General features: G+C 65.7%; 20 protein-coding genes and 1 tRNA gene. 16 read left to right on the top strand and 5 right to left on the bottom strand.

Going from position 1 to position 21,829, the window contains the following annotated elements; translation table 11 throughout:
- The first annotated feature begins 5 nt into the window (after positions 1 to 5).
- The 5 genes from tmk (at position 6) to ABD002_RS14435 (ending at position 3,825) form a co-directional block, all read left to right on the top strand.
- Positions 6 to 644 (top strand): dTMP kinase, encoded by a 639-nt coding sequence (tmk, locus tag ABD002_RS14455; protein WP_343792325.1) that lies wholly within the window; start codon positions 6 to 8, stop codon positions 642 to 644.
- Complete coding sequence (holB, locus tag ABD002_RS14450; RefSeq protein WP_343792323.1) at positions 641 to 1,618, top strand: DNA polymerase III subunit delta'; 978 nt, start codon at positions 641 to 643, stop codon at positions 1,616 to 1,618. The genes tmk and holB overlap by 4 nt, the downstream gene beginning before the upstream one ends.
- A gap of 2 nt (positions 1,619 to 1,620) precedes the next feature.
- A complete protein-coding gene (locus ABD002_RS14445) occupies positions 1,621 to 1,986 on the top strand; it encodes a PilZ domain-containing protein (RefSeq protein ID WP_343792321.1) in 366 nt (121 codons plus the stop codon).
- A gap of 9 nt (positions 1,987 to 1,995) precedes the next feature.
- Complete coding sequence (locus tag ABD002_RS14440; protein ID WP_343792319.1) at positions 1,996 to 2,925, top strand: 2-dehydropantoate 2-reductase; 930 nt, start codon at positions 1,996 to 1,998, stop codon at positions 2,923 to 2,925.
- A 78-nt stretch (positions 2,926 to 3,003) separates the two neighbouring features.
- Positions 3,004 to 3,825, top strand: a complete 822-nt coding sequence (locus ABD002_RS14435; protein WP_343792317.1) for a hypothetical protein — start codon at positions 3,004 to 3,006, stop codon at positions 3,823 to 3,825.
- A 78-nt stretch (positions 3,826 to 3,903) separates the two neighbouring features.
- Here ABD002_RS14435 and ABD002_RS14430 read toward each other — a convergent pair whose 3' ends face one another.
- Both ABD002_RS14430 and cysS read right to left on the bottom strand, forming a co-directional pair.
- The gene (locus tag ABD002_RS14430) at positions 3,904 to 4,347 is read right to left on the bottom strand and encodes a SufE family protein (protein WP_343792315.1); all 444 of its coding nucleotides are present in this window, start codon (positions 4,345 to 4,347) and stop codon (positions 3,904 to 3,906) included.
- On the bottom strand, positions 4,331 to 5,782 hold the full coding sequence (gene cysS, locus ABD002_RS14425; protein WP_343792313.1) for a cysteine--tRNA ligase: 1,452 nt from the start codon (positions 5,780 to 5,782) through the stop codon (positions 4,331 to 4,333). Before cysS ends, ABD002_RS14430 begins: the two co-directional genes overlap by 17 nt.
- A gap of 220 nt (positions 5,783 to 6,002) precedes the next feature.
- Between cysS and ABD002_RS14420 the strand changes: the two genes are divergently transcribed.
- The 8 genes from ABD002_RS14420 (at position 6,003) to argH (ending at position 15,315) form a co-directional block, all read left to right on the top strand.
- The gene (locus ABD002_RS14420; protein ID WP_343792311.1) at positions 6,003 to 6,542 is read left to right on the top strand and encodes a glycine zipper 2TM domain-containing protein; all 540 of its coding nucleotides are present in this window, start codon (positions 6,003 to 6,005) and stop codon (positions 6,540 to 6,542) included.
- Positions 6,543 to 6,902: 360 nt separating this feature from the next.
- Positions 6,903 to 7,907: an N-acetylornithine carbamoyltransferase gene (locus tag ABD002_RS14415; protein WP_343792309.1), complete on the top strand. Its 1,005-nt coding sequence runs from the start codon at positions 6,903 to 6,905 to the stop codon at positions 7,905 to 7,907.
- 65 nt (positions 7,908 to 7,972) lie between these two features.
- Positions 7,973 to 9,175 (top strand): argininosuccinate synthase, encoded by a 1,203-nt coding sequence (locus tag ABD002_RS14410; RefSeq protein ID WP_343792307.1) that lies wholly within the window; start codon positions 7,973 to 7,975, stop codon positions 9,173 to 9,175.
- Positions 9,172 to 10,269 (top strand): acetylornithine deacetylase, encoded by a 1,098-nt coding sequence (locus ABD002_RS14405; RefSeq protein ID WP_343792305.1) that lies wholly within the window; start codon positions 9,172 to 9,174, stop codon positions 10,267 to 10,269. Before ABD002_RS14410 ends, ABD002_RS14405 begins: the two co-directional genes overlap by 4 nt.
- A 96-nt stretch (positions 10,270 to 10,365) precedes the next feature.
- Entirely contained in the window at positions 10,366 to 11,673 is a 1,308-nt protein-coding gene (locus ABD002_RS14400) for an acetylglutamate kinase (RefSeq protein ID WP_343793269.1), read from the top strand.
- A gap of 4 nt (positions 11,674 to 11,677) precedes the next feature.
- Positions 11,678 to 12,637 carry an N-acetyl-gamma-glutamyl-phosphate reductase gene (gene argC / locus ABD002_RS14395; RefSeq protein ID WP_343792304.1) on the top strand — a complete coding sequence of 320 codons (960 nt, stop codon included), beginning with the start codon at positions 11,678 to 11,680 and terminating at the stop codon, positions 12,635 to 12,637.
- Between the two features lie 49 nt (positions 12,638 to 12,686).
- Entirely contained in the window at positions 12,687 to 14,033 is a 1,347-nt protein-coding gene (gene proS, locus ABD002_RS14390; protein WP_343792303.1) for a proline--tRNA ligase, read from the top strand.
- Entirely contained in the window at positions 14,026 to 15,315 is a 1,290-nt protein-coding gene (gene argH, locus ABD002_RS14385; protein WP_343792302.1) for an argininosuccinate lyase, read from the top strand. Before proS ends, argH begins: the two co-directional genes overlap by 8 nt.
- Before the next feature lie 92 nt (positions 15,316 to 15,407).
- Here the strand turns inward: argH and ABD002_RS14380 are convergent, their stop codons facing one another.
- Positions 15,408 to 16,790, bottom strand: coding sequence for a glycosyltransferase family 2 protein (locus ABD002_RS14380; protein ID WP_343792301.1), 1,383 nt, complete (start codon positions 16,788 to 16,790; stop codon positions 15,408 to 15,410).
- 210 nt (positions 16,791 to 17,000) lie between these two features.
- On the opposite strand from ABD002_RS14380, the gene ABD002_RS14375 reads away from it, so the two are divergent.
- Together ABD002_RS14375 and ABD002_RS14370 are read left to right on the top strand one after the other, a co-directional pair.
- Complete coding sequence (locus tag ABD002_RS14375) at positions 17,001 to 18,086, top strand: PIG-L deacetylase family protein (protein WP_343792299.1); 1,086 nt, start codon at positions 17,001 to 17,003, stop codon at positions 18,084 to 18,086.
- A gap of 411 nt (positions 18,087 to 18,497) precedes the next feature.
- Positions 18,498 to 18,860, top strand: coding sequence for a hypothetical protein (locus ABD002_RS14370; RefSeq protein WP_343792297.1), 363 nt, complete (start codon positions 18,498 to 18,500; stop codon positions 18,858 to 18,860).
- Positions 18,861 to 18,979: 119 nt separating this feature from the next.
- Here ABD002_RS14370 and ABD002_RS14365 read toward each other — a convergent pair whose 3' ends face one another.
- Both ABD002_RS14365 and ABD002_RS14360 read right to left on the bottom strand, forming a co-directional pair.
- Entirely contained in the window at positions 18,980 to 19,882 is a 903-nt protein-coding gene (locus ABD002_RS14365; RefSeq protein WP_343792295.1) for an ion channel, read from the bottom strand.
- Between the two features lie 236 nt (positions 19,883 to 20,118).
- A tRNA-Pro gene (locus tag ABD002_RS14360) sits at positions 20,119 to 20,195 on the bottom strand.
- 217 nt (positions 20,196 to 20,412) lie between these two features.
- On the opposite strand from ABD002_RS14360, the gene hisS reads away from it, so the two are divergent.
- Entirely contained in the window at positions 20,413 to 21,810 is a 1,398-nt protein-coding gene (hisS, locus tag ABD002_RS14355; RefSeq protein ID WP_343792293.1) for a histidine--tRNA ligase, read from the top strand.
- Positions 21,811 to 21,829: the final 19 nt, after the last annotated feature.

The following is a 21,829-nucleotide window of genomic DNA, read 5'->3' as shown; positions in this document are numbered from 1 at the left end:
GCCCCATGAGTGGACGGCTCATCACCCTGGAAGGCGGCGAGGGCGCCGGCAAGAGCACCGTGCTCGAAGCCGTGCGCGAACGTCTCGCGAGCCGCGGCCTCGATGATGTGGTGGTCACGCGCGAACCCGGCGGCACCGCGTTCGGCGAGGCGGTGCGCGCGATCGTGCTGGATCCGGTGCGAAAGGACGTCTGCCCCGAAAGCGAACTGCTGCTGATGTTCGCGGCGCGCGCGCAGCTGGTGCGCGAAGTGATCCAACCCGCGCTGGGCGCCGGGCGCTGGGTGCTGTCGGACCGTTTCACCGATGCGAGCTTTGCCTACCAAGGTGGCGGCCGCGGCCAGCCGCTCGCGCGCATCGAGGATCTGGAACGCTGGGCCGCCCTGATCAAGCCGGATCTCACCCTGCTGCTCGACCTACCGGTCGCCGAAGGCATGGCGCGCGCGGGTGCGCGCGGCCAGGCCGACCGCATCGAGCTGGAGAACGGGGATTTCTTCGAGCGCGTGCGCGCCGCCTACCGTGCGCGCGCCGCGGCCGAACCCGCGCGGTTCCGCGTGATCGACGCGGGTCAACCGGTCGATGCGGTACGCGAAGCCGCCTGCGCGGCGATCGATGCCTATGTCGATTCCGTCACGAGGGACGCATGAGCCTGCAGGCTTGGCTTGCGGAATCCTGGCGCGTGCTCGCCGGTGCGCTGGCGGAGCAGCGCCTGCATCACGGCTTGCTGTTTGCGGCGCCGGCCGGTTTCGGCAAGCGCGCACTCGCCGATGCGCTGGTCGCCGCCGCGCTGTGCACGCAGCGCACGGCCGATGGTCATGCCTGTGGCGTGTGTCGTGCCTGCCAGCTGGTCGCCGCCGGCTCGCATCCGGACCTCGTGCGCGTCACCTTCGAACTGCGTGACGACGGCAAGCCGCGCACCGAGATCACGATCGACCAGATGCGCGCGCTCTCGCAGCGGCTCGCGATGTCGAGCCAGTTCGGCGGCCTGCAGATTGCTCTGATTGATCCGGCCGACCGCCTCAATGCGAGCGCGGCCAATGCTTTGCTGAAAACCCTCGAGGAGCCGGCTTCCGCGACGATCATCATGCTGATCGCCGACGATCCCGCACGCCTGCCGGCGACGATCCGCAGCCGTTGCCAACGCATCAAGATCCGGCCGCCGACGCGCGAGGAATCGATCGCGTGGCTGCGCGCGCAGCGCATCGAGCCGGCGCAGGCCGCGGCCGCGCTCGACGCCAGCCTCGGCAACCCGGGGCTGGCGCTCGGCTGGCTTGCCGACGAGACGATCACGGTGCGCAAGGCCTGCGCGGAAGATCTCGCCGCCCTTGTGCGTGGACGCCGGACGGCATCCGAAGTCGCCGAGCGCTGGGCCGCGGATCGTCCGGACGTACGGCTCTGGTTCGCTGCAGGACTGGCGCGCGACGAGGCGCGCAGCCTCGCCCTAGGGGGCAGTGGTGCGCTCGGCTTGACCGCGCGCGACGAAATCCCGAAGCTAGCGGCGTGGTCCGGCCGCGCCAATCGTGCGCGCGGCCTGCTCGCGACGACGCTGCGCATCGATCTGGTCCTGCTCGATCTGCTGCGCGCGTGGCAGTCGGGGGAAACCACTGCACGGAGAGAGTAGACATGGCCACGCCGGCATCGGGCGGAGCACCGCGACAGGGCATCCTGTCGCTCGCGATCAAGGACAAGGGCGCGTTGTTCAACGCCTACATGCCGTTCGTGCGCGGCGGCGGCCTGTTCGTGCCGACCGCGAAGCGCTACAGCCTCGGCGACGAGGTGTTTATCCTGCTCTCGCTGATGGACGAGAAGGACCGCCTGCCGGTCGCCGGCAAGGTCGTCTGGATCACGCCGTCCGGTGCGCAGGGCAACCGCATGGCCGGCATCGGCGTGCAGTTCAACGATTCCTCCGACGGCGAGGCTGCGCGCACCAAGATCGAATCGATCCTGGCCGGCATCCTGACCCAGGAACGCCCGACCCACACGATGTAGGCGGTCCGCATGCGCGTCCTGATCCTCGGTGCGGGCGCGATCGGCGGCTATTACGGCGCGCGCCTGATCGAGGCGGGACACGACGTCGCGTTCCTGGTGCGTCCGGCCCGCGCGGCATTGCTTGCTGAAACGGGTTTGCGCCTGCGCAGTGACGCCGGTGTTTTCGCACAACCCATCACCGCAGTCACCGAAATCGCGCCGGGCGCGCGCCATGACCTGGTCCTGCTGTCGTGCAAGGCCTACGACCTCGCTTCGGCGATCGCTGCGATGGCTCCCGCGGTCGGCGCCGATACTCGAGTGCTGCCCCTGTTGAATGGATTGCGCCAACTCGACATGCTCGATGCCGCTTTCGGCCCGGCGCGTGTGCTGGGCGGCCTCTGCCATATCTCCGTGACGCTCGATGCCGACGGCGCGATCCGCCAGTTCGGGACACTGGATCGACTGACCTTCGGCAGCCGCGATCCGGCCTCGCCGGTGCCGGCGGTCACGAGCGCCGGCCTCCGCAAGCTGGGTGCGAATGTCATCGAACGCAATGACATCCTGGCGGCAATGTGGGACAAGTTCGTCTTCATTGCGGCCCTTGCGGGACTGACTTGCCTGCTGCGCGGCTCGGTCGGCGAGATCGTCGCGAGTCCCGAGGGCGTCGAACTGGCGCGCCGTCTGTATGCCGAATGCGCGGAAACCGCGCAGCGTTGCGGCCATGCTCCGTCGGCGGTCGCGATGGCCGAGGCCGAGCGCATCCTGACGATGCCGGGTTCGCCGCTGAAGGCGTCGATGTTGCGAGACGTCGAACGCGGTGCACGCACCGAATGCGAACATATTCTCGGCGACCTGCGTGAACGCGCATGGGCGCATGCTCTCGACACGCCGCTGCTCGCTGCAGCGCTCGCGCATGTGCGTGTCCACGAGTTGTCGCAGGCAGCGGCGATCGGACACTGATCCATGCGCAGTCTGGTTTTCGCCGCTTTCACCGTCCTGTTGATCCTGTGCTGGCCGGTGCTCATTCAGACGTTTCCGTTGTTGCTGCCGCCCGGCTCAGGCCTCGTCGATCACATCGAACCGTTGTCGGCAGGTGCGGCGGACGTGGACATCGACCGGCACCTGCATCGTGCCAGCGAATTTGCGCTGGCCTTCTGGTGGATGGTTGCGGGCGTGGCCTTCCTCGTATTCGAACCCCGACGTGTGGCCCGGACAGCCGCCGCGTGGCGGGGTGAGCCGATGTTTCCAAACGCCCGGCGAATGCCCCCCGAAGAGCCTGGCGACGCGCTGGCGGCTGCCACGACCACGGCCGGTGCGATCAGCCGCGGACTGGGCGCGATCGGTGGGCATGCCGTCGATGCGCTGGTCGAGCGCTCCGTGCAGCTCGTGGAGCAGCCCCCAGCCACGCTGGTGGCGGCCGGTGGATTCCTTCAATGGTTGGCCAGCCACCTGCCATGGCTGATCAAGCGCGGTCTGGTCAGCCTGGTGATGGCCCTGCTGCTGGCCGGCTCTTCCCAGCGTTTCCTTTTCGGTCTTCTGGTCACGGTACTGGTGATGCCGTGGTGGGCCATCGTGCTCGACCTGACGTTGCCCATCCTGCTCGGTGTCGCTGCCTGGGCCTTGTTCACGCGCGGACTTGAAACGCTCCTTCGTTTCGGCACGGTAACGCGCTGCGACCTCTGGACGGGAATTTGCCAGGACGTCAACGTGTGGCCGCTGGCAACCCTGATCTGGATCCCGCTGATGCTTGCCAGCCTGCTGCGTGCCTGGCTCGAGTATCGGCGCAGCCGCAGCGATCGCTTGTTGGACGGAGCCTTGCAGCGCGCTCGTGCGCGTATTGCCGAGCGCCGCGGCGGATAGGCGTCGGCGGGTTTGACGGCGAGCGGTCCGGAGCGCAGCGATGGAAGGAGCCGAAAGCTCGAGCGGCGCCGCTTCCGATCAGTGCGCGAGCGCCTCGCGCGCGTACTGCTTGATCGTCGCGAGCATCGCGGCGAGTCCGTTCGAGCGGGTCGGTGACAGATGCTTGGCGAGGCCGATCGCTTCAATGAAGCGGGGCTCGGTCGCGAGAATCTCCTGCGCGGAGCGGCCCGAGTACACCCGCAGCAGCAATGCGATCAGGCCGGACACGATCGATGAATCGCTGGTCGCCTGGAAATCCAGCCGCCGCGCGTCGCCGCTCGGCAGCAGCCAGACCTGCGACTGGCAACCGTGCACCTTGCGTTCCTCGGTCTTCAGCGAGTCCGGAAACGGCGGCAGCTTGCGGCCGAGGTCGATCAGGTACTGGTAACGTTCGGTCCAGTCGCCGAAGAACGCGAATTCGTCGGCGATCGTGGCCTGCGCCTGTTCGGCGCTGGTGTCGACGGAGTCAAGCAGTGCATTCATTGTTCACGACTTTCCAACGTGTTCCGTGGACGCTGTCCTCGATCACAATGCCCATGGCGGCGAGCTGGTCACGGATGCGATCGGCCTCGGCGAAGTTGCGCGCCTTGCGCGCTTCGTCGCGCGCTGCGATCAAGCGATCGATCTCCTTGACCTTCAGGACTGCCGTGTCAGCCTGTGCATCTGCGGATATGGAGTCATTTCCCCGAAAATCCACGTGCTGCAGATCCTGCTTGAACCAGTGCTCCGGGTCCTGCCGCAGGATGCCGAGCATCTCGCCTGCACCGAGAAGGGCCGCCTTGGCGGCGTGCTTCGCTGTGGACGTGTCGGCTGCACGGGCGGCATTGGCAAGGCGCGCGATCGCCGCGAAGGCCTCGGGTGTATTGAGGTCATCGAGCAGGGCTGCTTCGAGGTCGGCAGGCACCGCGCAATCGGCCGCGTCGACCTCGACGTCGGCCAGGTCGCGCAGCACGCCGTACCAGCCATCCAGGGTCGCGCGTGCCTGCTGCAGCGCCGTGTCCGACCAGTCCAATGGCTGCCGGTAGTGCGCCTTCAGCAGCAGGAAGCGCAGCACCTCGGCCGGGTACTTCTCCAGCAGTTCGTGCAGCATCAGCACGTTGCCGAGCGACTTCGACATCTTGCGCCCGTCGAAGGTCAGCATGCCGTTGTGCAGCCAGTAGCGCGCGAACACCTTGCCGCCGTGCGCGCAGGTGCTCTGCGCGATCTCGTTCTCGTGGTGCGGGAACATCAGGTCGTTGCCGCCGGCGTGGATGTCGATCGTCTCGCCGAGGTGGGCCTCGGCCATGGCCGAGCACTCGATATGCCAGCCGGGGCGGCCGCGGCCCCACGGGCTGTTCCAGCCGGGCAGGTCCGGCGTCGACGGCTTCCAGAGCACGAAGTCGGCCGGGTTCTTCTTGTACGGCGCGACCTCGACGCGGGCGCCGGCGATCATGTCCTCGGTCGAGCGGCCGGACAGGCGGCCGTACTCGGCGAAGCTCGCGACGTCGAACAGCACGTGGCCCTCGGCCGCGTAGGCGTGGCCATTCGCGATCAGGCGCTCGCACATCGCGACGATCTGGCTGATGTGCCCGGTTGCGTGCGGCGCGACGTCCGGCATGTCCGCGCCGAGCCGGGCCATGTCCGCGACGTAGGCGGCGGCGAAGCGCGAGGTGATCGCGTCGATCGGCACGCCGGCATCCTTGGCGGCTGTATTGATCTTGTCGTCGACGTCGGTAATGTTGCGCGCGTAGACCACGTTCGGATAACGCCGCTTCAACAGCCGCGCGAGCAGGCCGAACACGACCGGCGGGCGCGCATTGCCGATATGCACGTAGTTGTAGACGGTCGGGCCGCAGACGTACATCGTCACGCGCTCGGGGTCGGCGGGGACGAAATCCTCGGTGCGACGGGTCAGGCTGTTATGGAGTCTCAGTTGCATCAGGGCTGGCCTCTGCGGTCTTCGATGATAGCAGGAGGAGCCTGCGCCCTCTGCCGGAACGGCGACTTTTCTGAACGCATGGAAGGGGTTATGCGGAGGTGGGCTTAGGGTTGGGTTCAGCGATCGGATGCTGTAATCGTCGCGAATTTGCAGGAACTGCGCGCGTGACCAGACCGGCATCGACCGGCGCAGCGTGGCGGTTTCAAGTTTGGAGGCTGTGATGAAAGTGATGGTTTTCGTGGCACTCGCGCTGCTCCTGGTGGGAACCCAGGCCAGCGCACAGGATCGCGGCTACGACCGCGGCGGCCCGCCGGACAACGTGAAGGTGGCGTGGGCCGACGTGCTGCGCGTCGACCCGATCTATGACCGCGTGCAGACCAGCGCTCCCCGCGAGGAATGTGCGGACGTGCCTGTCGAACGCCACGTCGACAATGGCAATCGCGCAGCCGGCACCGTGCTCGGTGCCATCGTCGGCGGCGTGCTCGGCAGTACGGTCGGCAAGGGCGACGGTCGCAAGGCGGCGACGGTCGCCGGTGCGGTCGTCGGCGGCGCGGTCGGTAACAACGTCGCGAAGGGCGATGATCGCTACTACACCGATACGGAGCGTCATTGCCGGGTCGTCCAGGACATGGCCGACGAGCGTCGGATCGTTGCCTACGACGTGCAGTACCGCTATCGCGGCGACGTCTATATGTCGCGCCTGAATTACGATCCGGGTGACCGCCTGCGCGTGCGCGTGAGCATCGAACCGGCCGAGTGACCTCACACTTGGGTTCGCGGTAGGAATGACGACCAGGCACTGCCTGGTCGTTTTGCTTTAGATGCTCGCGCGAACCGCATATTGCACTGCGTCACGTTTGCCGGTAAGTTGCGTTTCCGTTTTGTTTCCCCCTACGACCAGCCCGATGTCCAGAGTCGCCGCCCAGCCGCAGATTGTCACCAGCGCCCGCATGGCCGCTGGCATGACTTCGCGCGCGCGCCGACCGGAACCCCGCCATTCCGCCGGGTAGGCTGTCGCGCGTCTTCAATACGCTTCGACTATAAAACCCGGCCCGAGCGCCGGGTTTTTGTTTTTGAGCTTTTTCCGGCCTGATCTTCGACGAAACAACAGGAACCCTCGATGACGCTACGCCATTTTCTCAGTACCCAGGACTGGTCCCGCGCCGATCTCGACGCGCTGCTCGACCAGGCGGCGGCGTTCAAGCGCTCGAAGGCCGGTCGTCAGCTCGAAGGCAAGTCGATCGCGCTGCTGTTCTTCAATCCCTCGATGCGCACGCGCACGAGCTTCGAGCTGGGTGCGTTCCAGCTCGGCGGTCACGCCGTCGTGCTGGCACCAGGCAAGGACGCGTGGCCGATCGAATTCGATGTCGGTTCGGTCATGGACGGCGAGACCGAGGAACACGTGGCCGAAGTCGCGCGTGTGCTTTCTCGTTATGTCGACCTGATCGCCGTGCGCGCGTTTCCGAAATTCCAGGACTGGTCGATCGATCGCCAGGACCGCGTGATCCATGCGTTCGCGAAGTACGCGACCGTGCCTGTGATCAACATGGAAACGATCACCCATCCATGCCAGGAGCTTGCGCATATCCAGGCGCTGCAGGAGCGCTTCGGCAGGGACCTGCACGGAAAGAAATACGTGTTGACCTGGACCTACCACCCGCGCCCGCTGAACACCGCGGTGGCGAACTCCGCGCTGCAGATCGCCACGCGCTACGGCATGGACGTGACCCTGCTGTGCCCGACGCCAGAGTACGTGCTGGATTCGCGTTACATGGATTTCGCACGGGCGAATGTCGCCGAGAACGGCGGGTCGCTGACGATCAGCCACGATCCACAGAGCGCGTACCGCGGCGCGCATGTCGTCTATGCGAAAAGCTGGGGCGCACTGCCGTACTTCGGTCGCTGGGCTGATGAAAAGCCGATCCGCGATGCGCACAAGCACTTCATCGTCGACGAAGCCAAGATGGCGCTGACCGACCATGGCGTGTTCAGCCACTGCTTGCCGCTGCGCCGCAACGTCAAGGCCACCGACGCGGTGATGGATTCACCCGCCTGCATCGCGATCGACGAGGCCGAGAACCGGCTGCACGTGCAGAAGGCGGTGATGGCGGCGCTGGTGTCGTAGGGGCTTCAGCCACCCCATCCATTCCACTACCACGGTGGGCCGAGGCCCACCTTACGAGAATCGAAATGAGCAAATCCATCGTTCTTGCCTTCTCCGGCGGCCTCGACACCAGCTTCTGCGTGCCTTATCTCAAGGAGCGCGGCTGGAGCGTGCATACCGTGTTCGCCGATACCGGCGGCGTGGACGCGGAAGAGCGTGCGTTCATCGAGCAGCGCGCGGAGGAACTGGGTGTCGCCTCGCACGTCACCGTCGACGGCGGCCCGGCGATCTGGAGCGACTTCGTCAAACCGTTCGTCTGGGCCGGCGAGGGCTACCAGGGCCAGTATCCGCTGCTGGTGTCGGACCGCTACCTGATCGTCGAGGCGGCGCTGAAGCGCGCGGCCGAGCTCGGCACCAAGGCGATCGCGCACGGCTGCACCGGCATGGGCAATGACCAGGTGCGTTTCGACCTCGCTGTCAAGGCACTCGGTGACTACACGATCGTCGCGCCGATCCGCGAGATCCAGAAGGAACACACCGAGGTCCGCGCCTACGAGCAGAAGTACCTCGAGGAGCGCGGCTTCGGCGTGCGCGCCAAGCAGAAGGCGTACACGATCAACGAGAACCTGCTCGGACTCACGATGTCCGGCGGCGAGATCGACCGCTGGCAGGCGCCCGGCGAGGGTGTGCGCGGCTGGTGCAAGCCGCGTGCGGAATGGCCGTCGCAGCCGCTGCGCGTGAAGATCAGCTTCGAGCACGGCGAGGCCGTCGCGCTGGACGCTGAAAAGATCGCCGGCCACACGATGCTGGCTAAGCTCAACGGCCTGTTCGCGCAATATGGTGTCGGTCGTGGCCTGTACACCGGCGACACCACGATCGGCCTCAAGGGACGCATCATCTTCGAAGCGCCGGGCCTGACCGCGCTGCTGACCGCGCACCGAGCACTGGAAGAAGCGGTGCTCTCCAAGCAGCAGAACCGCTTCAAGCCCGAAGTCGCGCGCAAGTGGGTCGAGCTGGTCTATGAAGGTTTCTTCCACGACCCGCTGAAGACCGACCTCGAGGCATTCCTGCAATCAAGCCAGGCGATGGTCAATGGCGAAGTGATGCTGGAGACCAGCGGCGGAGTCGTCAACGCGGTCGCGATCGAGTCGAAGCACATCCTCAACGCGAAGGGCGCGACCTATGCGCAGGCGGCGGACTGGGGCGTGGCCGAGGCGGAGGGCTTCATCAAGCTGTTCGGCATGAGCTCGACGTTGTGGGCGGAAGTGAACCGGGGCTCCGTCAAGTGAGCGACCTGCTCGATGCCACGCTCACTCACCTGCGTGCGCTGGTCGCATTCGACACACGCAATCCGCCGCGTGCAATGGGTACCGGTGGCATCTTCGACTACTTGTGTGCGCAGCTCTCGGGCTTCGATTGCACAGTCACCGACCACGGCGCCGGCGCAGTCAGCCTGTACGCCGTGCGCGGCGCGCCGAAATGGCTGTTCAACGTGCACCTGGACACCGTGCCGGATTCGCCGGCGTGGACCGCCAGCCCGCACGAACTGCGCGTGAGCGCAAATCGCGCGATCGGCCTCGGCGCCTGCGACATCAAGGGCGCCGCGGCGGCATTGGTCGCCGCTGCGCAGGCGAGTGACGGAGAGGCCGCGTTCTTGTTCACCAGCGACGAGGAGGCGAACGATCCGCGTTGTATCGCAGCGTTCCTGCGTGAGTCGCCGGCAATCGATGCAGTCATCGTTGCCGAACCGACGCGCGGCGAAGCCGTGCTCGCGCATCGCGGCATCAGCTCGGTACTGATGCGCTTCGCCGGTCGCGCGGGCCATGCGTCGGGCGAACAGAAAATGACCGACAGCGCGTTGCACCAGGCGATCCGCTGGGGCGATCGGGCGCTCGATCATGTCGACTCGCTCTCGCATGCGCGCTTCGGCGGACTCACCGGTCTGCGTTTCAATATCGGCCGTGTCGAGGGCGGCATCAAGGCGAACGTGATCGCGCCGGGTGCCGAAGTACGCTTCGGCTTCCGTCCTCTGCCGTCGATGGACACCGACGATCTGCTGCGCACGTTCCGTGATCTCGCCGAGGTTGCTCCTGTCGAATTCACGGAAACCTTCCGCGGCCCGTCGCTGCCGGCCGGCGATATCGCACACGCCGAGGCACGCCGGCTCGCTGCACGCGATCTAGCCGATGCGCTGGATCTGACCATCGGCAACGCGGTCGATTTCTGGACCGAGGCTGCGCTGTTCTCGCAGGCTGGCTACACCACGATCGTCTACGGCCCCGGCGACATTGCGCAGGCGCACAGCGCCGACGAATGGGTCGCGCTGGACCAGCTCGAAGCCGTCGCTACTACCTATCAACGCCTGCTGGAGAAGACACCATGACTGCCCCGCTGTCCGCGCGCGCCGCGCTCTCGTCCTCGAACGCCCGCGGCGATCGGGGGTTGCTTCCGGTATGCGGGAATTGAGTCGCACGTGACCATGGCCGATATGCGCACCACGATCGTCCGCCTGCTGTCCAACATGGCCAGCACGAAGGAGATCCAGCAATACCTGAAACGCTTCTCGCAGCTCGACGCTGCCCGCTTCGCGGTGGTCAAGGTCGGCGGCGCGATCCTGCGCGATGAACTCGACGCGCTGGTGTCCTCGCTCGCATTCCTGCAGCAGGTCGGCCTGACGCCGATCGTCGTGCACGGCGCCGGCCCGCAGCTCGACGAGCGCATGAAGGCGGCCGGCATCGAGAAGCGCACGGTCGACAACCTGCGCGTGACCGACGCGGCCGTGCTCGCGGTCGTGCGCCAGGTCATGCGGCAGGAGAACCTGAAGCTGGTCGAGGCGCTGCAGGCGCAGGGCGTGCGCGCGACTTCGATCCAGTCCGGCGTGTTCGAGGCCGAGTACCTCGATCGCGACGTCTACGGCCTGGTCGGCAAGGTCGTGCGCGTCGATACCGACGGCATCGAGGCCGCGATCAAGGTCGGCTCGATCCCGGTGATCGCCTCGCTCGCGGAAACCGGCGACGGCCAGATCGTCAACGTCAATGCCGACTTCGCCGCGAACGAACTGGTGCAGGTGCTGCAGCCGTACAAGATCGTGTTCCTGACCGGGACCGGCGGCCTGCTCGACGAGCATGGCCGCGTGATCGATTCGATCAACCTGTCCACCGAGTACGAGCACCTGATCGCGCAGCCGTGGATCAACGGTGGCATGCGGGTGAAGCTGGAGCAGATCAAGGACCTGCTCGATGGCCTGCCGCCGTCGTCGTCGGTGTCGATCACCAAACCGTCGGAGCTGGCCAAGGAGCTGTTCACCCACAAGGGCTCGGGCACATTGGTGCGGCGCGGCGAACGCGTGCTGCGCGTGGGTGCATGGGACGAACTCGACCTGCCGCGCCTGAAGGAGCTGATCGAATCCGCGTTCGGGCGTCGCCTGCTGCCGGACTATTTCCAGCGCACGCGCCTGCAGCGCGCCTATGTCAGCGAGAACTACCGTGCGGCTGTGATCCTGACCGATGAGGACAACCACATCTATCTCGACAAATTCGCCGTGCTCGACGACGCGCAGGGTGAAGGCCTCGGCCGTGCCGTGTGGCAGGTCATGCGCGAGCAGACGCCGCACCTGTTCTGGCGTTCGCGTCGCGGCAATCCGGTCAATGCGTTCTACTTCGCCGAAAGCGACGGCTGCATCAAGATGCCGAAGTGGAAGGTGTTCTGGTACGGCATCGAGGACTTCACCGACATCGAGCGTTGCGTCGCGCATTGCCGCGAACGCACTCCGACGCTGACGGACTGAGACGATGAATGCCCATGACGTCAAATCGGTCGGCATCGTCGGCGCGCGCGGCCACACCGGCGCCGAGCTGATCCGCCTGATCGCGCGCCATCCCGGCCTCGAACTCGCGTTCGTATCCTCGCGCGAGCTGGACGGCCAGCGCGTGACCGATCACGTCGCCGAATTCGCCGGCGGGCTGCGCTACGAGAACCTGTCGCACGAGGCGGTGGCCGCTGGACGCGCCGATGCGGTCGTGCTCGCGCTGCCGAACGGCAAGGCGAAGGAGATCGTCGCCGCGATCGATGCGGAGAAGCCGGACGCCGTGATCGTCGACCTGTCGGCGGACTACCGCTTCGACAATGCCTGGTACTACGGCCTGCCTGAACTCACGCGCACGCGCTATGCCGGCCAGAAGCGCATCAGCAACCCCGGCTGCTATGCGACCGCGATGCAGCTCGCCATTGCGCCGCTGAAGGACGAACTCGCTGCGCCACCGGCCTGCTTCGGCGTATCCGGCTATTCCGGCGCCGGCACCACACCGTCGGACAAGAACAACCCGGAAAAGCTGCGCGACAACCTGATGCCGTATGCACTGGTCGATCATTTGCACGAGCGCGAAGTCACGCGCCAGCTCGGCGTGCCGGTCGAGTTCATGCCGCACGTCGGGCCGCACTTCCGCGGCATCACCATGACGGTGAATCTGTGGCTGCAGCAGTCGACGAACGCTGATGCGGTCAAGGCGCACTATCGTGAGTTCTATGACGGCGAGCCTTTGGTCCGGGTGATCGATGAGGCGCCGTGGGTAAGCGCCATCGCGGGCAAGCACTATGCGGAAGTCGGCGGATTTGCGGTCGCACCCGGCGGCAAGCGCGTCGTCATCGTCGCGACGCTCGACAACCTGCTCAAGGGCGCCGCGACGCAGGCGCTGCAGAACCTCAACCTCGCGTTCGGTTTCGATGAGATGGAGGCGATCCCGCGACCGTGACGCGTATGCGTCACGCATCCGAAATCGCCAATCCGCATCGAGGAAACCCATGCGACTCTCCCGCTACTTCCTGCCGACCCTGAAGGACAATCCCGCCGAGGCACAGATCGCCTCGCATCGCCTGATGCTGCGCGCCGGATTGATCCGGCAGGAGGCAGCCGGCATCTACGCCTGGCTGCCGCTCGGCCTGCGCGTACTGAAGAACATCGAACGCATCGTGCGCGAGGAACTCGATCGCGCCGGCGCGATCGAGCTGCTGATGCCGACCCTGCAGCTCGCCGACCTGTGGCGCGAGAGCGGCCGCTACGAGGCCTACGGCCCCGAGATGCTGCGCATCCGCGATCGTCACAAGCGCGAGATGCTGTACGGACCGACCAACGAGGAGATGGTCACCGGGATCTTCCGTGCCGGGGTCAGCTCGTGGCGCGACCTGCCGCGCAACCTCTACCAGATCCAGTGGAAGTTCCGCGACGAGCAGCGGCCGCGCTTCGGCGTGATGCGCGGGCGCGAGTTCCTGATGAAGGACGGCTATTCGTTCGACCTCGACGAGGCCGGCGCGCGTCGCTCGTACCAGCGCATGTTCGTCGCTTACCTGCGCACCTTCGCGCGCCTCGGCGTCAAGGCGATCCCGATGCGCGCGGAAACCGGACCGATCGGCGGCGACCTGTCGCACGAGTTCATCGTGCTCGCCGAGACCGGCGAGTCCGAGGTGTACTGCGATCGTGGCGTGCTGGACCTGCCGGTTCCGGATGCCGATGTCGACTACGATGGCGATCTCGAACCGGTGATTCGCGAGTGGACTACGCGCTACGCGGCGACCTCGGACGTGCACGATCCGGTACGTTACGAAGCGGAGGTTCCCGAGCCGCGGCGGCTGCGCACTCGCGGCATCGAGGTCGGCCAGATCTTCTATTTCGGCACGAAATATTCGGAGGCGATGCGTGCGCAGGTGACGATGCCGGACGGTTCCGCGCGCGCGTTGCACGGCGGCTCGTACGGCATCGGCGTGTCGCGTCTCGTTGGTGCGATCGTCCAGGCCTGTCACGACGAAGCCGGCATCGTCTGGCCGGATGCGGTCGCGCCGTTCGATGTCGGCCTGCTCGACGTCAAGCCGGGCGACCCGGCGACCGCGGCGGCTTGCGCCGAGCTGCGTGCGAAGCTCGAGGCGCGCGGCATCGGCGTCCTGCACGACGACACCGACGCTCGCGCCGGCGCGAAATTCGCGAACATGGACCTGATCGGCCTGCCATGGCAGATCGCGGTCGGCCCACGCGGATTGGCGAATGGCATGGCAGAACTGAAACGGCGTTGCAGCGGCGAGCGCAGCGAACTGCCGATCGAAGCGGTTGTCGCGCGGCTGGTCGACGCGAGCACAGAGAGGAATCGGCATGAGTGACCTGCTATGGCAGAAATCCGGCACGCGCACCGACGAGCGCATCATGCGCTTCCTCGCGGGCGACGACGTGATGCTCGATCGCGAGTTCTTCCTGCACGACATTGAAGCGAGCAAGGCGCATGTCGGTGGCCTCGCGAACATCGGGATCGTGAGTGTGGCGGAGGCCGATGCGATCACGCGCGAACTCGACATGCTCGCCGACGATTTCCGCCACGAACGCTTCGTGCTCGACGCGCGCTACGAGGATGGCCATTCGGCGATCGAGGCGCGCCTGACCGAACGCCTTGGCGACACCGGCCGCAAGGTACACACCGGGCGTAGCCGCAACGACCAGATCCTGGTCGCGACACGACTGTGGCTGAAGGCGAAGCTGGGCGAATTGCTCACGACGTGCCGCGCAGTCGCCGAGGCTTGTCTTGACCGTGCCGGACGCGAGTCCCTGCCGCTGCCGGGCTACACGCATCTGCAGCGCGCGGTCGTGTCGTCGACCGCACTGTGGTTCGCCGGCTTCGCCGAGGCGTTCATCGATGACACGCGGCGCGCGCGCGACACGCTCGCGTGGATCGATGCGAATCCACTCGGCACCGCGGCCGGCTATGGCGTAAACCTGCCGCTCGACCGCGGGTACACGACGCGAGCGCTCGGCTTCGCGCGGCTGCAGGTCAACCCGATCTATGCGCAGCTTTCGCGCGGCAAGTTCGAGATCGGCGCGCTCGATGCGCTCGGCACTGCGCTGCTCGATTTGCGTCGCCTGGCTTGGGATCTGTCGCTGTTCACGACGGCGGAGTTCGGCTTCGTGACGCTGCCCTCCGAATACACGACCGGCAGTTCGATCATGCCGAACAAGCGCAATCCGGATGTCGTCGAGCTGATGCGTGCGAGCTATGCGAGCGTTGCTGCGGCGCGCACCGAGATCGAGCACCTGCTGTCGCTGCCGTCCGGCTACCAGCGCGACCTGCAGTTCTCGAAGGGGTCTCTGTTCCACGGGTTCACGCACGGACTCGCGGCGCTGGAATTGCTGCCGGACCTGCTCGCCCGGTTCGAATGGAATGCGCCGGCGATGCGTGCCGCGATCGAACCTGCGATGTACGCGACCGATGTCGCGATCGAGCAGGCCGCGGCCGGCGTGCCGTTCCGCGAGGCGTACCGCCAGGCTGCGGAAACCGCCGCATCAGCCGGGCAGGGCCGCACGCCGGAGTCGAGCCTGGCCGCGCGCGTGTCGCCGGGTGCTGCCGCCGATCTGCGCCTGGACGAGTTGCGCGCGCGTCTGAAGGCCCTGTAAGGGCGCCTGCGCGCCTCTGTAGGAGCGGCTTCAGCCGCGATGCTCTTGCGCTTTTGACGAGCGCGAGGAAAGCATCGCGGCTGAAGCCGCTCCTACCCACAGTCGCGCAGCGTCAGCGCGTCAGCCAGCCCTGCGCGCGCGGTGCATAGCGCGTACGGGAAGATCCAGAACAGCGCGAACGCGGAGAAGAACGCGTAGCCGATGCCGTAGATGAAATCCCAGCTGCGCTCGCTGCGCAGGTAGTAGAGCATGTTGAACGCGGAAACCAGCAGCAACGCACAGCAGAAGCGCAGCAGCACTTCGGGATGCACCGGCGTCATCGAGACCAGCAGCGCCAGCGTCGCCCAGCCGATCGGATAGCGCAGGTTGGTGATCAGGAATTCCACGATCGCGATCGCGCGTGCGCGCAATGGCCGCTTCCAGACGATGCCGCCGATGAAGCGCAGTTCCTCGCGCACGTAGCTGCGGTCCCAGCGCAGGAACATCTTGCACAGGCGTCGGTAGGTCGTCGGCACCAGCGTATGCACGATCGCGGCACGCTGGTAGACGCAGTCGTAACCCTCGTTGAGGATGTCATTGGTCAATGCGCGATCCTCGCCGTAGGTGCAGGCGCGGCCGAGGAAGCGCTGCTTCATCCACGCATCCAGCACCTTGCGCACGACGCTCGATCGGTAGCCGGCGAGCGCACCCGGACAGCAGTAGACGGTGCCATAGGTGCTCTGCACCGCGCGCAGGAAATCAAACGACAGCGCGAAACGCACCTTCAGCATGCGCGGGATCAGCCCATCCTCGCGATTGAACACGCTGACCTTGCCGGCCACCGCACCCACTTTCGGATCACGGAATGCGCCAGCCATCGCGAGCAACGTGTCCGCTTCGATCACGCTGTCCGAATCGATCGTGACCATCACTTCGCCGCGACCGCGCCGGAAGCCCGCCTCGAGAGCGGCGCGCTTGCCGCGATTGCGCTCGAAGCGCAGCGGCGTGACCAGAGCGGGAAACGCGTCGGCCGCGCGTTGGATGTGCGCCCAGGTGTCGTCCTCACTGCCATCGTCGACGACGAAGATCTCCAGGCGGTCGTGCGGATAGTGTGCCTGCGCGACCGATTCGATCGAGCGCGCGACCATCGCGCCCTCGTTGTACGCCGGAATGATCACGGTCATCGTCGGAGCATCGGCTGCGTTCGCCAGCGGCGGCGTGCGGTAGCGGAACCAGAGCAGCGTGCGGAACAGCAGCATCAAGAGACCCATCGCCGCCCACAGGATCGCCGGACCGACGACGAAGCGGCCCCATTCATGATGGCGCGCCGAATGCAGCACACCGTGGAACACGTTGAAACGCCAGCTCGCATAGAGCATCAGCGCGAAGCCGAGCAGGATCACGAGACGGTAGAAGCTGTCGCCCGGGATTTCATGGTAGTCGTGCGCGCGGCGCGTAGAGCCCTGCGGCCGCGCCGCTGCTGTCGGATTCTGCATGAGAGGAACACGGGTGTTCGAAGGGCGCGATCTTCCGGTCCATGCGATAACCGTGCATGAACGGAACCATGCAATTTCAATCAGGCGTGTTGTTGTCGTCGCGGTACAGCGCGTACCGTTGATCTCGCCGCTGTCCGGCTACTTCAGGTAGGCTGCCGCACATCACGCGGCGATCCGCCGCGATCCCGTGTTTACCGAAATGGAAGATCGATGACGGCGTCGTTGCTACTGTCCTCCAATGACCGCCTGCTTGTGTTCGCGCCGCACCCGGACGACGAAACGCTGGCTACGGGCGCGCTGATCCAGTCCGCGCTGGCTGCGGGTGCAGCGTTGCGCGTCGTGTTCGCGACCGATGGCGACAACAATCCGTGGCCACAGCGTTGGCTCGAACGGCGATGGCGCATCGGACCCCAGCAGCGTGCGCGTTGGGGCGAGCGGCGGCGTCGCGAGGCGACAGCGGCGCTAGCGGTGCTGGGCGTGGACATGCAGTCCGCCCGCTTCCTGGGCTGGCCGGACCAGGGCCTGACCGATGACCTGATGCGTGATGATCGCGCGATCGTCGCGCTCGCCGACGAGATCGCCGCATTCGCGCCGACCCATGTCGCGCTGCCGGCATTGGGCGATCGTCATCCGGACCACAGCGCGCTGCGCGTGATGTTCGATCTCGCGTTGCTGCGCGCTGGCCGTGCGTGTGTCCGCCTCGGCTATGTCGTGCATGGTGACAAGGCCCTCGAGAATGCGCGCGTGGCCGCGGTTGACGCGGCAGGCCAGCATCGCAAGCAGCAGGCCATGCTCGCTCACCTCAGCCAGATCGCGCTGAGTCGGCGCCGCCTGCTCGCTCTTGCGGCCCGGCCCGAGTGCTTCGACATTATCGATGCGAAAAACTTCGATGCGAATAACACGGTCTCCGTACCGCACGCCGAGTCCGTGAAAATCCGCATCCCGCATCGTCCCGGCTGGGCATTGCATCGCCGTCACGAACTGCTGGTCGTACTTGCGACGAAGACGGAAACGCTGAGGTTCCGTTTCGCACTGCCACGACTCCCGGCCAGGGGTGCGGCGCCCGCAACCCTCATCGACACGCACGGCCGCAGGTTGCCGGTCGAATGGACCGATGGCGCGTTGATTCTGACCTTGCCGGCGCATGCGGCGCCGCTGCTCGCGGTCTACGCGAAGCTCGATCGGGTCAAGCCGCGCCTGAACATCTTCGACAGGGAATGCTGGCACGACACGCACGAGCTGCTGCAGGGTTCCGCGCCGTTCGTCGAACGGCGGCCTGCGGCCGGCCTGACCTGAGTGATGGCTGGCGCCAGTTCGCACGCACGGCGCAGCGATGGTCGATGGGGCGACGTTGTGCGTTGCGGCCGCCTGCGTGGACGATCGAGGACACCAGAGGCGGTTGAGCGTGGTTGGCCGAGCACGTCACGGGTGACGTAGATGCGGGACAGCCGGCGTCTACGCGAAGCCAGAGGGACAAATGCGTCCCATCCATGACCGCCATGGATTTGTAATAATTATTATTTAAATCAAACTATTGGAATGTAAACGCAAAGCGATTTCGAGCTTGGCTAACGGAATCTTACGGGCGGGGCCTCATAATAGACAGTTCTCCTACGCCCGGCGAAAGCCCACGGCCGAAAGTGTCGTGTTTCAAGTCGCGCGAGAGGACGAGTGTAACCTGTTGACTGTTAGAGGATGCAAGACTCCATGACTTACGATATCGGGATCGGGCGTTGCGCGGAAGTGAGTGAAGACACCGTCGTCGTCAAACTCGAAAGCGTGATGGTCAAGCGGCTCTCGCCCGACCAACCTTGGCAGCGCTCCGGCACCAGCCTGCTGCGCTTGAACCGCAACCTGTGCAGCTCGACGCGCCCACCGGAACAGGATCGCGAGCTGTACATCGATCGTGCAGCACTGTCGAAACGTTCGATGGCGGCGCTGGACATCGCCGGCAACGGCGCCACGATATCCGTCGACCTGCGTGCACTGCTCAATGACCTCGACCCGCAGCCGTCGGCCGGCCCGCAGTCCAAGAGCCGTCCGGGCGACCGCAAGCAATCGAAGCGCTGACGCATTCGGCCAGCGCGTCGCGATCGACACAAAAAACCCGGCCTCGTGCCGGGTTTTTTGTGCCTGAAGGTCAGGGCGCCGAGGCGAGCTTTGGTGTCCTCATCCGTTGTTGGCTTCATTCATCCTGCGGAAATTTCGGTCGCCGGGGCCTCGGCCTCAAGATCGTGGAAACGCCCCAGATCCACGTACGTATGCCGCGGGTTGTCACCTTCACTGAAGATGTCGACGAAGCGGCGTTCGAACAAAATGTCTTCGTGCGAGTATGAGTGGCGCGCAGTGATACCGGCAGCAAAGATCTCGTCCACGCCCGATAGTGTCACCGCAAGACGCATGTCGCCGTCCCTGATCGCCTCCGCGGTGACGCCGTGCAGCGGGCTCGCCTCGTCTATGCGATGCATGATCTGCCAACTGAGCGCGAACATCGGAGAACGCGCACGCTCGAGCTTCAGATCGTAGAAGCGCGTCAAGCTGTGCCCGTCCGGTGTTTCTTCGTCACGCACCAGCACGAGCGACGCCGCTGCTTCGACGATATAGCTGCGCCGCTGATTCGCCACGCGCAGCATCAGCGTCGGCACGCCGTTGTAGGGGGAGATGACCGCAACGCGGCTGAACAGGATGCGCGCCGTCGGCTTGGAAAAGCGCGCAAACACCAGGCTGGTGATCACCGCCATGCTCAACATGCCGCTGAGGATCTCCAATGTCGCGACGCAGTGTCCATAGAAGGTGGCCGGACTCATGTTTCCGTAACCGACTGTCGCCAGGGTCTCGACGCTGAAAAAGAAGCAGTCGGAGAATGTGGCTGCGTTGTTGATCGCGTGGTCGCCAAGGAAATAGACCGTCGCAAACACGAGATTCGCGAGTAGATACACCGTTATGGCGCCGGCGAAGAACTGCGGCCAGGTCAGCGACATGATCAGGTGATAAGCATCGTGCGGACTGAACCGCGGTACGCCGAGCTTGGTGACTTCGACCTGACCCACTTTGACCGTAATACCATGGTGGCGGTGCGATGTTTTGGTCATGGATGGATCTCTGCAAAACGGGGTAATTGCAACGCAGCAGCAGGTGGTAGGCGGTTATCCATCGTCGCAGGATCAGGACGCCGCACGCCGAACGGTATCCTTGTCGTCACCTCGGTGACAACGTTGGAACACAGTGTGCGGCCGAGGTGCGCCAAGCTGCTCTCGAGGCTTTGCTTCAAGGCATGCAGAAACGAAAAAGGCCACCGGGTCACGGTGGCCTAATTCGTTGATTCTATTGGTCGGGGTGACAGGATTCGAACTTGCGACTTCTACCTCCCGAAGGTAGCGCTCTACCAGGCTGAGCTACACCCCGACCGGACCGCCGTAGCGGGGCGCGAATTCTAACGGCGCTCCGGCGCTGGCGCAACCGATCATCGAACCATCCGGTCGGTGGGCCGGTTTCGTGCGGCGCAGATACGCGGGCGACGACGCGCGCAGGATCGGGATCCGCGACCCATCTGGTAATCTAGACGATCACTGTTCCACGCGCCGTGCGTTCCCCCGCCGCGGCGCCGATCCGAAGGAAACCGATGGCCGTCACCCAAGCCCGCACGATGCCCGGCGTGCTCGAGCTGCTGCCGCTCGACCAGGTCGCGTTCCAGTCCATGCAGGATTCGATCCGGCGCAATTTCGAGCGTTTCGGCTTCCTGCCGATCGAGACGCCGGTCATGGAGTTCTCCAGCGTGCTGCTGACCAAGGAAGGCGGCGAGACCGAGCGGCAGGTCTATTTCGTGCAGTCGACCGGCGCGCTGCAGGCCGCCGGTGCCGGCGAAGTGCCGGAGTTGGCGCTGCGTTTCGACCTGACGGTGCCGCTCGCGCGCTATGTCGCCGAGCATGAGCGCGATCTCGTGTTCCCGTTCAGGCGCTACCAGATCCAGCGCGTCTACCGCGGCGAACGCGCGCAGCGCGGTCGCTTCCGCGAGTTCTACCAGTGCGATATCGACGTGGTCGGCAAGGATCAGCTGTCGGTGCGCTACGACGCCGAGTTGCCGGCGGTCATCTACAACGTGTTCCGCGACCTCGACATCGGCGCGTTCACGATCCAGATCAACAACCGCAAGCTGATGCGCGGCTGGCTCGAAGGCCTCGGCATCGCCGATGCCGAGCGACAGGGTGCGGTGCTGCGCGAAGTCGACAAGCTCGACAAGCGCGGCGCGGATGCGGTGCGAGAGACGCTGGCCGGCGACGCGTTCGGCCTGTCGGCCGATGTCGCCGCCAAGCTGCTCGACTTCGTGCAGTTCCGATCGAGCTCGCTCGCCGACGCATTGACGAAGCTCGACGCGCTCGGCATCGGCAGCGAGGCGCTCGAACAGGGCAGGGCGGAGTTGAAGGAAGTGCTGAGCCTGGTCAAGGCATTCGGCGTGCCGGAATCGCATTTCGCGCTGAATCTCTCGATCGCGCGCGGCCTCGACTATTACACCGGCACGGTCTATGAGACCACGCTCAACGGGCATCCGCAGGTCGGATCGATCTGCTCGGGCGGGCGCTACGAAAACCTTGCCAGCCACTACACGAAGTCGCGCCTGCCCGGCGTCGGCATCTCGATCGGCGCGACGCGGTTGTATTGGCAATTGCGCGAAGCGGGATTGCTGAAGGGTGGGCGCAGCACGGTGCAGGCGCTGGTCGCGCAGATGGACGAGAACGAACTGCCGCGTTATCTGGAACTCGCGACCGAACTGCGCGATGCCGGGATCAATACCGAGGCGGTCGTCGAGCCGGGCAAGCTGGCCAGGCAGTTCAAGTACGCGGACCGCGCCGGCATCCGCTTCGTGCTCGTGCTCGGTCCGGACGAGATTGCGAAGGGCGTCGTCACGGTCAAGGACCTGCGCAAGCAGGACCAGTTCGAGGTCGCGCGTGCGGAACTCGCCGAGACCTTGCGCGTGGAGATCGAGCAGGCGGCGGTGATGGGAAAAGCCGCTGCCGGATAAAACCGACCTGTAGGAGCGG

Origin of the sequence: Dokdonella soli (genome assembly GCF_039523175.1) — a bacterium.
Lineage (GTDB): Bacteria > Pseudomonadota > Gammaproteobacteria > Xanthomonadales > Rhodanobacteraceae > Dokdonella_A > Dokdonella_A soli.
The sequence above is the reverse complement of the archived record's forward strand: the minus strand, read 5'-3'. Positions and strand labels throughout refer to the sequence as shown.